A 16,424-nucleotide genomic window follows, 5' to 3' on the forward strand; every position below is an offset into this window, starting at 1 on the left:
TGATACGAACTGGTAGTCTGTCCTTTATGTCTTCGTTCCGTCTGCATGGTCTGTGGCTCCCAGTTTCCGGATTAAGCCTATGGATCGAAAAAGTTGAGGGACGGAAGATTGTTCTGCCGGAACAGGTGCCAGAAGGTACTTTTCCGCCAATCGTGGAATCCTTGTTGCACCGTCGCAGCTTTCGGAACCGAGCGCGTATTTCACTGCGCACCCCGAAGGGTAAAGATGTTTCCCTGATGGTTCCGATGGGGCTGTTTGCTCCGGAAGAGTCTGTGAAAATCCTGAGTGAATTGGAATTCCTTGACTCTCCCAGCCCCGCAGCGACAGAAAGTCAGCGCGCGGCCATTGCTCCGGACCTCTATTGGCTTATCCGCATGTATATCGGAATGACGCAATTCGTTCGCGCGGGGCGAGTGACCATTCGCCTGAGCTATCAGGCTGGCGAGTGGTACCCACAATGGCATCTAGCAACCGGGCTCGCCGAGCGTGGTTGGCTCAGTGAGATGATTGCCGCCTGCCCGGGTATCTTGACCGTCAACAACCGGGATCTTGCCGACGAATTATCCCAGCACTTGGTGCACTGGATTACGGTTTCCCAACTGCAACCGCTATTTAGCCGTACGCGTCCGTACCCGTGGCATGAGTTTTCGCAGTCGCTGCTGCAAGGAAAGCCGATCCGGCGTGGCAAAGGAACCTTGCTCCGCGGATTAAACGAATGGAACGATTCGATTACCTCGGTGGACCTACAATTGGTGATTATCGTCAATGAGCCTGCCGATGAACCCGCTGCGCAATGGCCGATTCGTGTGCAGGTGCGTTCGGGGACGGACTCACCACGGCCGATTCGGACTGCACAACTTGACCAGTCTAGTGTCGAGTTACTGCGAAAATCCCAGCGCGAAGCAGTCCGCGTATCACAGATATTGGAACCCAATGTCGACCCGGTAGATAGGCAACGTCGGCAAGCAGAAGACCCCGATGCCGGCGACTGGGATGTCTATGTCGATACCTCTCGCATCGTGGATTTCGTGAGCGAAGATATTAATAATCTGCGTGCTGCCGGGTTTACCGTGATGCTGCCGCGAGCATGGTCACGCATGGAAACCACCGCCAAACTCGAGACCCGCGAAGTTAATGAAAAGGCAAACACCTCACAGCTGGGCATGGACAAGCTCGTGCAATACAACTGGCGGCTGTCGGTTGGTGAACATGAGCTAACTGATGATGAAATGTCCGAATTGGTGAACTCTAAATCTGGGTTGATCAAGCTGCGTGGCAACTGGGTGATGGCCGATTCGCAAGCGCTGAACAAGATCAGCGATTACATGGATCAGCTGTCAGAAACCGCCACCAAGCGCGTGAAAAAACGCATGGAAAAAGCTGCTCGGCTTGCAGAAATGGCACGTTTGGCCGGCTCGGCTGATGCCGAGGAACTCGCAGCAGAAGCCGAAGATCTACGACGGGCTTATAACGAAGCCGTAAGCCAAGCACAGAACAACGGTGGGCAACAGGGCGGTAGCTTTGGCGCCGGTGCGGAAGAATTTCGCTATGAAGTTACGGTCGGAGACCTACGCGAATTGGCATTGCAATCGACAGCCGACGAGCCGATAGAATTCACCGGCTCGACGTGGCACACCAGCCTGCTTGGCGGACTGGAAACGAAAGCGCCACAGCGAATAGATATCCCGGACACCGTGCATGCCGAATTGCGTGATTACCAGCGGCGAGGCGTCGACTGGATGTATTGGATGTCGCGTAACAATCTGGGTGCAGTGCTTGCCGACGATATGGGGCTGGGAAAAACTCTGCAGCTGTTAGCTCTGACAGCCATAGAACGGCACCGCGACGAGACCACCGGACCCACCTTGGTGGTTGCACCGACCTCGGTGGTGGGAAACTGGGCACGCGAGGCCGCAAAATTCGTCCCCAGCCTGCGGGTGCTTGTACATCACGGCAGCAACCGTGCCGCTGGCGAGGATTTTCTCCGCCGCGTTGCAGAACACGATGTCGTGATCACCTCCTACGGCACCGTGAGCCGTGATTTCGCTGCACTAGGACGCGTCGAATGGGATCGGGTAGTGCTCGATGAGGCCCAAGCAATTAAAAATTCCTCGACACGCGCGTCGAAAAGCGTGCGCTCGCTGCCCTCACGGCATCGCATCGCCTTGACCGGTACCCCGGTAGAAAATCGGCTGTCAGAGATGCGCTCGATCGTTGATTTCACCAACCCAGGGGTTCTAGGATCTGCGAGCTTTTTCCGGCACCATTTTGCGAAACCCATCGAGCGCGACAATGATGATGCCTTGACGGAACGCCTACGGCGGCTGACCGCTCCCTTTATTTTGCGCCGTTTGAAAACCGACCCGGCGATCATCGACGATCTTCCGGAAAAAACCGAAGAGGTTCTCACGGTTACTCTCAGCGACGAACAAGCTGCGTTATATAAAGCCCTGGTCGATGACGTGCAACGCCAGTTGGAACAAAAAGACAAAGGCATGGCACGCAGGGGACTGGTATTAGCAAGCCTGACGCGCATGAAACAGATTTGTAACCACCCGGCGCATTATCTTGGCGACGGTTCGCCGATCACGATCAAAGGACACCATCGCTCGGGCAAGATCGAAAAACTCATGGAATTAGTGGATTATGCGGTCCATTCCGGGCAGCGCATGCTGGTGTTTACGCAATACCGCGCATTCGGGCAGATTCTCCAATCCTATTTGAGCGAGCACCTCGCACAAGAGGTTCCGTTTCTGCACGGTGGGGTACCACAGCACAAACGTGACCAGCTCGTGAGCGATTTCCAAGCTGATGACGGCCCTGACGTGATGATTTTGTCGTTGAAAGCCGGAGGAACCGGGCTGAACCTGACAGCTGCGTCGATCGTGGTGCATATGGACCGTTGGTGGAACCCTGCGGTGGAGAACCAGGCCACCGACCGTGCATTTCGAATCGGGCAACGTCGCAATGTTGCGGTGTACAAGATGATTAGCGCGGGCACCATGGAAGAATCAATCCAGGATATCCTAGACGGCAAAACCCATTTAGCGGGTGCCATCGTGGGTGAAGGCGAAGGCTGGATCACCGAGTTGGCGCCAGAGCAATTGGCAGAATTGATGAGTTACCGCGAGCAGTAACTAGTGAGGCTATGAACGACAAGCACAAGCACGGCGAGCACTCCAAAGAACGTAACAACGTGACGGTAGATAATGTCATCTACGCGAACTTTGGTGCACGCACTCGCGTCGCCAAGCCCACAGAGCGCAAGCCCACCACTGACGAGCATCGATCCTACGAGACAGCTCGTCAGCAGTTGTATCGCTCGCGACCATTACAAGGTAGTGCCGGGCTCAAGCTACGAGCAATGATCCAAGATAATGCTGATGACGGGCGCTATCAACGCGGAATTGATTATGCGCGAGGCGGGCACGTCGTTGACATCGCTATCCGAAATGGTGCCGCCCACGGACAAGTTGCCGGTTCGCAGAATCAACCGTTTTCTGTCGTGATCCAACTGCCGCCCCGCTCTGTCGATGAGCTTGCTGCCGTGGGGCGGATACTTGCAGAAACTGCTGGCGCGATGGAACGAGTGCGCGCCGGGGAGCTTTCCGATGAGCTATTGACGATCTTGCTAGCCGACAGCGACGATGACCTACGGTGTTTTTGTGATTGCCCGGATAGTGCGTGGATTTGTAAGCACCAGGTGGCGTTTGCGGAAGAGTTGGCGGCGAAGCTAGATGCGGACCCAGCGGCTGTTTTCCAGTTGCGCGGTATCGAACTCGTCCAACTGGAACAGATGATTACGGCTTCGGCTAACGAAGTTGCTCGGCAAGCGACCGAACAGGGGGCAGAAACCTTTTGGACGGGGCGTCAGCTGCCTGCCGTGCCCACGCCAAAGACTGCCCCGGCAATCGATGACTCTGACCCAGATTTGTTGCGCAAGGCCTTGCGTGCAGTCAGCCACACAAACATCGATTTATTGCGCGCGGTGTCTGATATCGAAGATATGTACCATTTTCTTACACACGAAAAATAGCAGTGTGACACGTCTGTGCTAGTAATGGGGCTGTGAAGCATTCTTCCAGCACACATACAGTAAAGTTCCTCCATACCTCCGATTTTCAGCTCGGCATGCGTCGCCATTTTCTTGGTACAGATGCAGCCGCACGCTTCGAAGATGCGCGATTGGCCGCGATTGAAACACTTGGAGAGATCGCAGCAGCGGAAAGCTGCGAATTTATCGTGGTTGCAGGTGACGTTTTTGATGATAACTCACTTGAGCACCGCACCTTACAGCGTGCATTGGAGACGATGGCATCGCTTCCGGTGCCGGTCTACCTTCTGCCAGGAAACCATGATCCACTGGTAGCAGACTCCATTTTCTTTCAGGCCAAAGAGCACACCAATATCCACGTTATCGACAGCGCAGAACCCATTGCGTTTTCTTCTGCCGTTGACATCGTCGGCGCACCCTATCTGGTGAAAAAATCTGATCACGACCTCGTGGCAGCCGCCATAGAAAATCTGGACCCCACTGACAAAATTCGAGTGCTGGTGGGACACGGGCAAGTCGAATCTTTCGGCGATGAAATTTCTCCAGATCTCATCGATCTACACCGGGTGGAACAAGCCCTGGTTGCCGGTACCGTCGATTATCTGGCATTGGGTGATACACACTCGACAGCGGCGCTGGGCGACACTGGGCGCGTGTGGTTTTCTGGTGCACCGGAAACCACGGACTTTCACAAGCTTGCTGCTTGGGGTTTTGATTCCGATGGCGGAGAGACTGATTCTGGCAACGCCTTAGTCGTGACCATCACGAAGCCGACTACGCACACCGGGCGTGCTGAGGTAGACGTCGTCAAGCATGCCGTAGGGCAGTGGCAATTCCACGCCCTCCGACCGGAACTCGATGATGCAGCTGCGGTCGATTCGTTTCTGGAATATTTGCGGTCATATACCAATAAACGGCGCACAGTCATCAAATACTATTTACGTGGCACGCTGAGTTTGACCGATACGATGCGCTTAGAAGCCGAACTTGCTGATCTACGGCCGAGTTTCGGTGCGTTATTCGAATCGAATTCCTCGCCGGGCTTAGCTTTGCGACCAGACGATGGCGAGTTAGCCAACCTCGATGTGCACGGCTATGTGCGCGAGGCTTTCGAGGAGTTGCTCGCAGAAGCACACACGGATGCTGTATCACGAGAAGCAGCGCAGCTATTATTCCGCTTGACGAAGGAGGCGCGCCGATGATGCGCATTCATGGAATCAAACTAGACAATGTCCGGGCTATTCGGCACCTTGAACTGGGTGATCTGTCCGACACCGGTGTCGTGATCATTCATGGTGATAACGAAGCCGGCAAGTCCACCATCATGGACGCTATCCATGCGTGCCTTAATATTCCGCACAACTCGAGCAAACAAGAAGTCCGAGCGCTCATTCCCGCAAACTCCGACCAATGGCCTGAAATTTGGTTAGATCTCGAAATCGGCCCGCACCGTATGGAACTGTATAAACAGTTTTCTACTTCGACTAGCAGTAAAAAATGCGAGTTAAAATTTCCCGGTTCTCGGAAAACCACCCTGCGCAATAGAGCGGCCGACGACGAATTGGCAGCAATTATTTCAGAACACTTGGATAGCGATCTGCTCAATGCGCTGTTTGTCCGGCAAGGAAAACTAGACCATACTCTGGAAGCTGCCGGGATTGCGAGTGTCGAAACTGCCTTGAATACAGCTGGTAGCCAAGCAGGAGGCAGCGCCGTGGCTGGGGGCACGATTGAACACATGCATGAAGAATCAACGTTGCTTTCTGCAGTCAATGCTGAATTTACGCGCTATTTCACTGAAAAAACTGCGCGGCCGGCAAAAGAGCTGAAAGCCGCAGAAGAGAAACTCGCAGAAGCCGAAGCACACTATAAGGAACGGAAAGACCAGGTCGACAAATTATCGGACCACGTCAGCGAGTATGAGGAACTTCGCCAACGTGAACAAGATGCCGCAGCAGATATCGACGAGGCAGAACGCGAGGTAGCCGAAACTGCGCAGCACAAGAACTCCGCGGAATCTGTGCAAAAGCGCTACGACGATGCCGTGCTCGCTGTGCGCCAGACTGAAAAACAGAAAAACTCAGAGTCCGGGCTTTTAGACGAGCGCAACGCATTATTGGAGGATTTGCAGCGCGACAAGGCACATCGGGACGAGCTTGTCGAGCAACTCCGGGAGGCCGAGCTTCGTGAGCAACAGGAAACTGCAGCCATCGCACGGCTCCAGGAGGAAAAAGCAGCAGCTGAGGACAATTACCGGCAACAGCGCGAATTGCACAAAGCAGCCCGGCACGCTGTCCAGAATCGGCACAACGTCGAACGCATTAACGAACTGCAAGAGCTAACAGAAACGGTTGCGGCGATAGATGCTGAGATTGCGGCAGCTCGGGAGAAAACAGCTGCGCTGCCTGCGTATATCGACCATGCTGAGTGGAATGCACTACGCCAAGCTCATGACGACGTAGCGGTCGAAGAGAAACTTGCCGAGGCGCAAGCAGCACGCTTGGAACTGCAGGCAGAGTCCCCACAGACGATCACGGTTGAAAATGGCGAATCGTCGCGCACGCTTGTTCTCGGCACGCCTGACGACGATAACCGGAGCATTGCGCTTGCCGACGGCATGAGAATGCGTATCGGTGATATTACCGCGGTTTATCGTAGTGCTCGCAAGGAAACCACGGCCGTCGATTCTGCGTTATCTGCTGTAGAACAGGCCCGCGAACATTACCAGGAGTTATTAGAACAATGCGGCTGTAGCGATTTTGCACAGGCCAAAGAAGTGTACATGCGGTGTAGTGAACTCGATGAAGAAATCGCTGCGCTGCGATATCGCCGTGATGGCGTGGTCGGCGAGCGCGATATGGACAGCCTGGAACAAGAACTAGCCAGGCTGGTCGAAGCATGCCGCGAAAACGTGGCCGATGAGCAGAGCGTGGCCGATGATGGCGGTGGCATTAGTCAGGATAAAAGTGCAGAGTCTACTGAGCTTGTAGATCTTACTGAGTTTACAGAGCTGCCTGAGTTTACAGAGCTGACAAGGGAAGAAATCGCGGAGAAAGTCGCGGCCGCTGACGACGCCGAGGAAGCAGCGCGGCGGAAAGTCACCGAAATTGCGGGTGCACTTGCGGTCTATGATGCTCGACCTGCCCAGCGCGAGGCCTTGCAGCTACGTGAACGCTACAACTCTGCTATCGACAATGTTGCTGCCACCGAAAAGAAGGTGGAAAGCCGTGCAGATAGCGCAACTATGGATAAGCTGCGGGAAAATGCCGCGCTTGCAAACCTGCAGTGGCAACAAGCAATTGAAGCCCGTGACAAGGCGTTGACGGAAGTCGAAGAAGTCGATGTCGTCGCGGCGGTGCGGCACTGGGAAGGCGCGAAGGCGCATCTGGTGCATTTGCAGAAGACTGTCGAAAATGCGCAGCACCGAAAGCTAGAATTGAGTTCTCATATTAAAGCGGCCACCGGTGCAGCGGAGAGATTGCACAAAGCCGAATCAGAGTTGGAGCACCGACGGACTGAACATGCTCTGGTCTCGCGTCGAGCCAATGCTGCCGCCCGATTACGGGAAAGTTTGCTTAAGCATCGCGATGCGGCACGCAAGCGCTATATGGAACCATTTGCTCGCCAGCTGGAGCGGTTCGCGAAGGTTATATTTGACGGAGCCGTGAGTTTCGAGCTTGATGAGAATCTCGCGATTTCACAGCGCATGATCGACGATACTTCGCTTTCCACCGAGCAACTTTCCGGTGGCGCCCAGGAACAGCTAGCCCTACTCGTGCGTTTCGCGGTCGCTGCACTCACGGCCCGGGAAGAGCAGGGAAGCGACAGCGGGGCGCCGGGCTCGTCGGCTATTCCCGTGCCTGTGATGGTAGACGATGCTTTAGGCTCCACCGATGCACATCGCTTAAAACTCATGGCAGCATTATTCAGCGAGATTGCTCGGCAAACCCAGGTTTTTGTGTTGACGTGTATGCCGGAGCGCTATTCCCGCATTGTCGATGCGCAAAGCTTTTCCATGCGGGAATTAACCGCGGGAACGAGCAAAATCTGACTTGTCAACATAATTCGTTAGAATAAGCCCATGCCAGAACCTGTACGTTGGCTCGATGAAGAAGAACAAAGCCTGTGGCGAACTATTTTGCAGGCCAATCGCAAGATCAACCGTGTTTTAGACGAAACACTTCTTAGCGCAAGTGGATTGTCTACGGCGGAATACGGGGTACTCGTAGTCTTGTCTGAGGCACCCGATCAGAGATTGCGTCTGTGCGCGCTGTGCGATGAGTTGGTGTGGGATCGATCCCGCACATCGCATCAAATTACGCGGATGGAAAAGCGCGGTTTGCTGCGCAAGGAACGCTTCAGTGGTGACGGGCGCGGAGTGAGCGTCGTGCTGACCGACGAAGGAATGCAGCGGCTGCAAAAAGCAGTACCAGATCACGTTGAATCCGTGCGGCGGCTGATTTTTGATCACCTGCATACCGACGATATACCGAGCATCCGCAATTTCATGGAAGCCATCCTCGCCGTCGACAACATCCCCAGCTATGAAGGCGTCGATGGGTGCCCACCGGCCGGACCACAATGATAACTGTCGGTCCGTGTTGCCGGGGCACCATGCATGGGATGCCGGGCGGTGTTAGCGGTGCGCACTTTTGGCGTTTAACCCGCAGCAGAAAATGCAGCAGCGGTAAGACCAGCTGCTGCATGAGAAGTGGTGCCCCCGAAAGGGTTCGAACCTTCGACCTTCGGTACCGGAAACCGACGCTCTAATCCGCTGAGCTACGGGGGCAAAGTGCGGAATTTACCGCGACCTAAATACTAACACCTCAGGCGTAGTTGCTAGTAATTAGCAGGTCGCGGCAAGAAATTTTAGTAGCACACTGGTTTTAGCTGCCACGGCGCGTCGATGTGCATTGCTGTCCATCGTTATTGCTGCCCATCGTTCTCGCCTTACACATACCGTGTGCCTGTTCGTGCGTACGCGCTATTGATCGAAAAATCCTGGAGCGTCAGACAACTCGGGGGTCTTTCCTGTGCGCAGATAATCAACGACGATATCGTCAACCACCTTATTGCCATTGCCGACGTGACCATGACCGGGGCCGTGGACCGTAACGACGTGAGCGTTCATCGTCTCGGCAAGCGACTGGTGGTCAGAATAGACAGTCTGCGGGTCCCCCGTTGCGCTGATTTGCAGCGGCTGCACCTCGAGTTCGCTGCCATCTAAGTGGGCAACACCGGTGACGGGCGCGGCGCCATTGCACGTGTGTCCGGCGGCCATGCGATACGCGCTTGCAGTAGGAATATCGCTGACGATGTAATTCGCCCACAGATATTCTGGCAACAATGCTGGGTTCGGTGGGGTGACGTTTTCGTTGCAGACCAACAACTGCTGCATGGCGGTGGTCACGGTTTGGGCTTCGACAATCCGCTTGATTTCTTCTTCGCTGAGATCAGCGTGCTTGTCGACGTCGGCAAGCAAATCTTCGCTGCCGTTGATGTGTTTGGCTAGCTTGTCCCACTGCCGTGGTTGCGGAACCAGTTGATGGGTCAAACCAACGGTTGCTGAGTTAGCCAGGCTCGCGCCAGGGTTCAACGTCGAGCGCGTCACGTGTTCCAATTGTGCCAAGCCCTGACCGGTAGCGTCGATAATCTCCGTACCGATGGCACCAGACCATTCCAGACCTGGTGGCAGGTCGCCGATGCGTGCTGCAGGCGCCACGTTGGTGGGGTTGATGCCAGATTCCTGCAAAATCTTGTGTGACCAGGAATTGTAGACAGCCAGTGGGGTTGTGCCTAGGCCATATGTGTCGTTGCGGTCAGCGGCGAACGTAAAAAAGTCTTCGTAGGCGTTGTCATAGCCGCGTTTTTGTTGCTCCAACACCCCGCCCCACGAAACATTGGGGTTCATCGCAGAATCGAGGATGAGTCGATCGGTGTGTTGTGGGTAGGCGCTGGCATAGGCCGAACCCAAATAGGTGCCATAGGACAGACCGAGGATGGAGATTTCGTCATAACCGAGGGCCTCGCGCACCCAGTCCCAGTCGTGTGCTGTGTTCTGAGTGGTCAACGAGTCTGTGTATCCCGGTGTGCCGTTTTCACAGGCATCTTTCCAAAAACCGCCTGGGCGGGTAAATGGATTGTTGGCCACGATGTCCTGGGGCTGATCACATTTAACTGGGGTTGATCCAGCTAATCCGCGCGGCTGTACCGCGATACGATCCCACTCTTGGGTGATGCCGTCCGGCCACTCGAACATGTCGCCAGCGAAATAGGAATAACCGTCGCCACCGGGGCCGCCCGGATTGCCAAATACAGCCCCACGGGAGCTCCCGGTAGCTTTTTGCCGCACAAACCCTACCGAGATCGAGCCAGCTTCCGGATTATCGTGATACGTGGGCACGTCTATGCGTCCACATTCAGCTGCATCATCGACGACCTGTTCCGGACAGTCTTCCCAAGTGATCTGCGCATTGCGCGCCGGGTGTTCGGCGATACCGGCATGTGCCTGCAGCGGAGGCAACAAGGCGGTGGCGGCACCGAGGCATGCAATGCTGGCGATGGTGATACGGCTCCGTCGTGATGGCGGTGTGGATCGCACGGGCAAATCCTTCCAAGCTGTTGTGAAAGTGAAAATAGTTAACTTCCGTCATGTTAGTGCGCTTGCCTGTCAACGGTACTATGCAACGCCGTCGGGCTCGCCACATTCTGCAGAATAATTTAGGCAATGTTTTGTTTCTTGCGAGTTTGGTGAATGCCGGTTTTCGGTGCATGCTCGCCGGTCTATTACACTAAACTGCTATGACCCCAGCTGATCTATCCCAATTAATCAAAGACACTGCCACCACGGTTTTGGCGCAACGCGAACTGGATGCCTCCGTTCTTCCAGAGGTAGTTACGGTCGAGCGTCCACGTAACCCGAAACACGGCGATTATGCCAGCAACATCGCATTGCAGGTGGCCAAAAAAGCTGGAGCTAATCCGCGCGAATTTGCTACTTGGCTAGCGGAAGCGCTCGCACAAAACGCTGCCATCGACGAGGCGGAAATTGCGGGTCCGGGCTTTGTGAATATTCGGCTTGCAGCAGATGCACAGGGCGAGATCGTCGCCAAGGTCTTACGGGAGGGGCAGGAATATGGAAACTCGGATGCCCTACACGGACAACGCATCAACCTGGAATTTGTTTCAGCTAACCCCACCGGGCCGATTCACCTGGGTGGTACGCGCTGGGCTGCCGTTGGCGACTCCCTCGGACGCGTGCTGGAGGCCAGCGGGGCAGAAGTAACCCGGGAATACTATTTCAACGACCACGGCGGACAAATCAACCGCTTTGCACGCTCGCTGGTTGCCGATGCGCAAGGCGAGCCAACCCCGGAAGACGGCTATGGCGGATCGTATATCCACGAAATTGCCGCCGCCATCATGGATAAAGACCCGTCTGCGTTGACTGGTGAGCCTGCCGCGGTGCAGGAGAAGTTCCGCGCGCTGGGTGTGGACATGATGTTCGAGCAGATTAAGAATTCGCTGAAAGAATTCGGCGTAGAATTCGACGTCTACTTCCACGAGAATTCTTTATACGAATCAGGCGCAGTTGAGCGCGCGATCAGCACACTGCGCGACAACGACAACCTATACGAAGCCGATGGTGCCTGGTGGCTTCGTGCGGAAAAATTCGGTGATGACAAAGACCGCGTTGTCATCAAATCCGACGGTGACCACGCCTATATTGCCGGTGATATCGCCTATGTGGCCGATAAATTCGATCGCGGTCACAACCTAGCGATCTACATGCTCGGTGCCGACCACCACGGTTATATCGGTCGCTTGCGCGCTGCCGCACAAGCACTGGGTTATGACCCAGAAAACGTCGAGGTGCTCATCGGCCAACTGGTGAACTTGTTGCGTGACGGTAAGCCCGTGCGGATGTCGAAGCGTGCTGGAACCGTGATCACCCTAGAAGATCTCGTCGAAGCCATCGGCATCGATGGCGCACGCTACTCGCTGGTGCGCTCTAGTGTGGATACCTCCGTCGATATTGATCTGGCACTGTGGACCGCCCAGTCAGCCGACAACCCGGTGTATTACGTGCAATACGGGCATGCGCGGCTGTGTTCGATTGAGCGGAAAGCCGCCGAGCTTGGTGTTAGTGTCGATGATCCAGATCTGGGAATGCTTGTCCACGACAAAGAAGGTGATCTTATCCGCACTCTGGGCGAGTTCCCTGAGGTGGTTGCCACAGCGGCACAACTCCGCGAACCGCACCGCATTGCGCGCTACGTGGAAGACCTGGCTGCGACATTCCACCGCTTCTATGACCAATGCCAGATTTTGCCGAAAGCAGGCGAGCAAGCCGAACCGATCCACAGCGCACGGTTGGCACTTGCACGCGCTACCCGCCAGGTGCTGCGCAACGGCCTAACCATGGTCGGCGTCAGCGCCCCAGAACGGATGTAGAACTATGACTATGCACCTTTCTGATTTCAACCAATTGCCAAGTCACGTGTGGCCGCGAAACGCACAGCGTGAACCGGATGGCACCGTGACGATCGCAGGCGTAGCCCTGCCCGAGATTGTCGAGCGTTTTGGCAGCCCGGTGATGATCTTCGACGAGGATGATTTTCGTTCGCGCTGTCGTGATATGGCACGCGCATTCAATGGTGCAGAGAATGTGCATTATGCCTCGAAAGCCATGATGTCGACGCGCATTGTGCGCTGGGTCAACGACGAAGGCCTTTCGCTTGACGTGGCTTCGTTGAACGAACTTCTCATTGCCCTGCGCGCCGGGTTTCCTGCTGATCGCATTACGGTGCACGGCAATACCAAAAACCGCGACTTTTTGCGCAAGTGCGTGACCTCGCGCGTGGGTCATGTCGTCGTGGATTCACCTGGTGAGCTCGTAGAACTCAATGACATCGCAGCCGAGCTGGGAACCACACAATCCGTTCTCGTGCGAGTTACCCCCGGCGTGGATGCTCACACTCATGAGTTCATCGCGACAAGCCACGAAGACCAGAAATTTGGATTCTCCTTGGCTGCCGGCGACGCCTGGCAGGCGGTTGTCGATGCACACAATGCGCCGGCGTTGGACCTTGAAGGCATCCACTGTCACGTCGGATCGCAGGTTTTTGACGCCGACGGTTTTACCTTGGCAGCCAACCGCTTGCTGGAGCTGTTTGCTCGCGTGCACCAAGAACTGGGGCTGCAGCTGCCGGTTTTGGATCTCGGTGGTGGTTATGGTGTGCCGTACCTGGCCGACGATTCCGAGCTGGACATTGCTGGTATCGCTGAAGAGTTGATCGCCGCAGTGCGCAGCAAGGCTGCATTCTTGGGGATTTCGGCTCCACGAGTCGTCGTCGAACCTGGCCGCGCACTCGTGGGCCCGGCTGCAGTGACGGTATATGAGATTGGCGCCGACAAGAATGTGCAGATTGACGACGACCGTTACCGCCGGTATTTAGCGGTTGATGGTGGCATGTCTGATAACATTCGCCCAGCTCTCTACGGAGCAGAGTACGACGCCCGAGTGGTATCTCGGTTTACGGATGGCCACCAAAAGCCCACCCGCTTGGTTGGTGCGCATTGCGAATCGGGCGATATCTTGATTGCAGATTTCGCCTGCCCGGCTGATGTGCGCAGCGGTGACCTCATCGGATTGGCGGTTACGGGTGCGTACTGTTACCCAATGTCATCGCGGTATAACGCGTTCACGCGTCCCGCGGTGGTCACGGTGCGTCAAGGCACAGCTGAGTTGATGCTACGCCGTGAAACCATTGAGGATTTATTGAGTCTCGATGTCGGCGAATCCGCTGAGCCAAGTGCTGAATAAAATTTGCCAGGCAAGCTAAAATTGCCCGCAAAGCCGGTACGATTGCGTGCAGGTGCACCGTTGCGCCGTTGTTCCGTTAACTCATTGGCCCGTTGGCTCGTTGGCCCGTGAGCGTAGCTGAACAACGGTGGACAACGTCTAACTACGACTAAACGAATAACCACGACGAAACTAGAAGGAATGACAAAAACTATGGTCGCTCATTCTCCTGCCCATACCAACGATAATGCTGGCAAGTCTGTCGGAATTGCTGTATTAGGAATGGGTACCGTCGGTACTGAGGTCATTCGCTTGTTGGGCGAAAATGCTCCGCATTTCCGCGAGCGCGTCGGTGGCCCGTTGGAGCTGCGTGGTGTTGCAGTTGACGACACCTCGAAAGCACGCCCTGGCGTCGATCCAGAAATGATCACTGGTGATGCGCGCTCACTGATCGAGCGTGACGACGTCGATGTGGTTGTCGAACTCATTGGTGGCATTGACTACCCACGCGAGCTCGTCCTCGCGGCATTGCGCGCAGGTAAATCTGTGGTGACCGCGAACAAGGCGCTCGTGGCCGCACACGCCGATGAATTGGCACAAGCTGCCGACGAATCCGGCGTGGATTTGTACTTCGAGGCCGCAGTAGCAGCCGCAATCCCCGTCGTCGGTATGCTGCGTCGTTCCCTTGCCGGTGATCAGATCCGTCGTATTTCCGGAATCGTCAACGGAACGACCAACTTCATGCTGGACAAGATGATTACTGAGGGCATGGGCTACGACGAAGCCCTGCAGATCGCGACCGATCTGGGCTATGCCGAAGCCGACCCCACCGCCGACGTGGATGGCCACGATGCCGCGTCGAAGGCTGCGATTATGGCATCGCTGGGCTTTCATACACGCGTGAACTTCGATGATGTGCACTGTGAAGGTATCCGCGACATCACCGCTGCCGATATCGCAGCGGCAGACAAGGCCGGGTACGTCATTAAGTTGTTGGGAATTTGTGAAAAAATCACCGACGAGCAGGGCAATGATGCCGTGAACGCGCGCGTCCACCCAACCCTGGTTGCCAAAGACCACCCACTGGCATCCGTTAACGAGTCGTATAACGCGATTTTTGTCGAAGCCGAAGCAGCTGGCTCCCTGATGTTCTACGGCAACGGTGCCGGCGGAGACCCAACCGCATCTGCGGTGTTGGGCGACCTGGTCGGTGCTTCACGCAACAAGGTCCATGGCGGCCGTGCTCCCGGCGATAATATGTACGCCAACCTGCCGCTTGCTGATTTCGGTGAAGTCAGCACGCGCTACCACATTGACATGGAAGTCGTGGATCGCGCAGGTGTGCTCTCTGACTTGTCCGCTACCTTCGCGCAACAGGGCATTTCTTTGCGCACGGTGCGGCAGGAAGAAAACGAAGACGGCGTCGCACGCTTGATCGTCGTTACCCACCGCGCCAAAGAAGCCGTTCTGCATGACACCGTGGAAGCATTGAAGCAGTCTTCGGATGTGAAGCAGGTGCACTCGGTTATTCGTCTCGACGTTTAACGATGGTGTAGGTTAGGCAAGTTTAAGGAAGTAGCACTCACGATGAGCACCGAGCTAGAAATCGGTACCAAAGCAACCGTCCGTGTTCCGGCTTCGTCGGCGAACCTGGGGCCGGGATACGATACGTTGGGCCTTGCGCTCGGCATTTACGATGTCATTGAAGTCGAAGTCACGGCATCCGGTCTGGACATTGAGATCTATGGCGAAGGCGAAGAAGAACTCCCGCGTGATGGCTCACACCTCGTGGTCAAGGCTTTACGCTCTGGGCTCAATGCAGCGAATGCGAGCGCCCCTGGCTTGCGTGTGACGTGCACTAACGCGATTCCACAGTCCCGTGGTTTGGGCTCATCGGCCTCCTCAGCGGTTGCCGGGGTTGCTGCTGCGAATGCGTTGGCGGGTTATCCGCTGTCCGACGAGCAAGTCGTGCAGTTGTCTTCGGCATTCGAAGGCCACCCGGACAATGCTGCGGCATCTGTGCTTGGTGGAGCGACAGTGTCGTGGATGACGGTGCCAGTTGATGGACGCTCTGCGCCGGAGTACAAGGCAGTCAGCATTGACGTCGCTGACGAGATTCGGGCGACTGCCATCGTTCCTGACTTCCATGCTTCGACTCCGGCGGTTCGTCGCGTGCTTCCTAGTCATGTGACTCACGGGGATGCTGCATTCAACGTTTCTCGTGTCGCAGTGATGACGGTCGCGATCCAACATCACCCAGAGTTGCTGTGGGAAGGCACCCGTGACCGCCTGCACCAACCGTATCGTTCAGACGTATTGCCAGTCACCGCCGAGTGGGTCAACCGTTTGCGCAACCGCGGTTATGCAGCATATTTGTCGGGTGCTGGACCAACCATCATGGTGCTGCACACCGAAGACATTGACGAGGCTTTGCTTGCCGACGCCCGTGGCCAGGGCTTGAAAGTCGTGGAATTGGGCGTGGCTGGCCCGGTCGAAACCAGCGTCAGCCAGGCTTAGCCTTAGCAGCAAAAAACGTGTAACGTGCACCGCCAGCTAGCCCTGGCG

General features: G+C 55.8%; 10 protein-coding genes and 1 tRNA gene. 9 read left to right on the plus strand and 2 right to left on the minus strand.

The genetic code is table 11. From position 1 onward, the window contains the following. Positions 1-26 precede the first annotated feature (26 nt). The 5 genes from U1140_RS01095 to U1140_RS01115 are packed head-to-tail and all read left to right on the plus strand — an operon-like array spanning position 27 to position 8,639. Positions 27-3,137: a DEAD/DEAH box helicase gene (locus U1140_RS01095; protein WP_369845591.1), complete on the plus strand. Its 3,111-nt coding sequence runs from the start codon at positions 27-29 to the stop codon at positions 3,135-3,137. Positions 3,138-3,148: 11 nt separating this feature from the next. After that, complete coding sequence (locus U1140_RS01100; protein ID WP_369845592.1) at positions 3,149-4,036, plus strand: SWIM zinc finger family protein; 888 nt, start codon at positions 3,149-3,151, stop codon at positions 4,034-4,036. Positions 4,037-4,068: 32 nt separating this feature from the next. Then, complete coding sequence (locus tag U1140_RS01105; protein WP_369845593.1) at positions 4,069-5,256, plus strand: metallophosphoesterase family protein; 1,188 nt, start codon at positions 4,069-4,071, stop codon at positions 5,254-5,256. After that, positions 5,253-8,105, plus strand: coding sequence for an AAA family ATPase (locus U1140_RS01110; RefSeq protein WP_369845595.1), 2,853 nt, complete (start codon positions 5,253-5,255; stop codon positions 8,103-8,105). Before U1140_RS01105 ends, U1140_RS01110 begins: the two co-directional genes overlap by 4 nt. A gap of 30 nt (positions 8,106-8,135) precedes the next feature. Further along, the gene (locus U1140_RS01115) at positions 8,136-8,639 is read left to right on the plus strand and encodes a MarR family winged helix-turn-helix transcriptional regulator (RefSeq protein ID WP_369845596.1); all 504 of its coding nucleotides are present in this window, start codon (positions 8,136-8,138) and stop codon (positions 8,637-8,639) included. A gap of 127 nt (positions 8,640-8,766) precedes the next feature. On the opposite strand, the gene U1140_RS01120 is transcribed toward U1140_RS01115, so the two are convergent. Both U1140_RS01120 and U1140_RS01125 read right to left on the minus strand, forming a co-directional pair. Next, positions 8,767-8,843 (minus strand) — tRNA-Arg (locus U1140_RS01120). Between the two features lie 195 nt (positions 8,844-9,038). Beyond that, positions 9,039-10,655, minus strand: coding sequence for an alpha/beta hydrolase (locus tag U1140_RS01125; RefSeq protein ID WP_369845597.1), 1,617 nt, complete (start codon positions 10,653-10,655; stop codon positions 9,039-9,041). Between the two features lie 200 nt (positions 10,656-10,855). On the opposite strand from U1140_RS01125, the gene argS reads away from it, so the two are divergent. The 4 genes from argS to thrB all read left to right on the plus strand — a co-directional run bounded on the left by argS (position 10,856) and on the right by thrB (position 16,376). Beyond that, a complete protein-coding gene (gene argS, locus U1140_RS01130) occupies positions 10,856-12,508 on the plus strand; it encodes an arginine--tRNA ligase (protein ID WP_369845598.1) in 1,653 nt (550 codons plus the stop codon). Positions 12,509-12,512: 4 nt separating this feature from the next. Continuing rightward, positions 12,513-13,880 (plus strand): diaminopimelate decarboxylase, encoded by a 1,368-nt coding sequence (lysA, locus tag U1140_RS01135; RefSeq protein ID WP_369845599.1) that lies wholly within the window; start codon positions 12,513-12,515, stop codon positions 13,878-13,880. 192 nt (positions 13,881-14,072) lie between these two features. Further along, complete coding sequence (locus U1140_RS01140; RefSeq protein ID WP_369845600.1) at positions 14,073-15,404, plus strand: homoserine dehydrogenase; 1,332 nt, start codon at positions 14,073-14,075, stop codon at positions 15,402-15,404. 42 nt (positions 15,405-15,446) lie between these two features. After that, on the plus strand, positions 15,447-16,376 hold the full coding sequence (thrB, locus tag U1140_RS01145; RefSeq protein ID WP_369845601.1) for a homoserine kinase: 930 nt from the start codon (positions 15,447-15,449) through the stop codon (positions 16,374-16,376). Positions 16,377-16,424 lie beyond the last annotated feature (48 nt).

Source organism: Corynebacterium drakensteinense, assembly GCF_041224285.1.
GTDB lineage: Bacteria > Actinomycetota > Actinomycetes > Mycobacteriales > Mycobacteriaceae > Corynebacterium.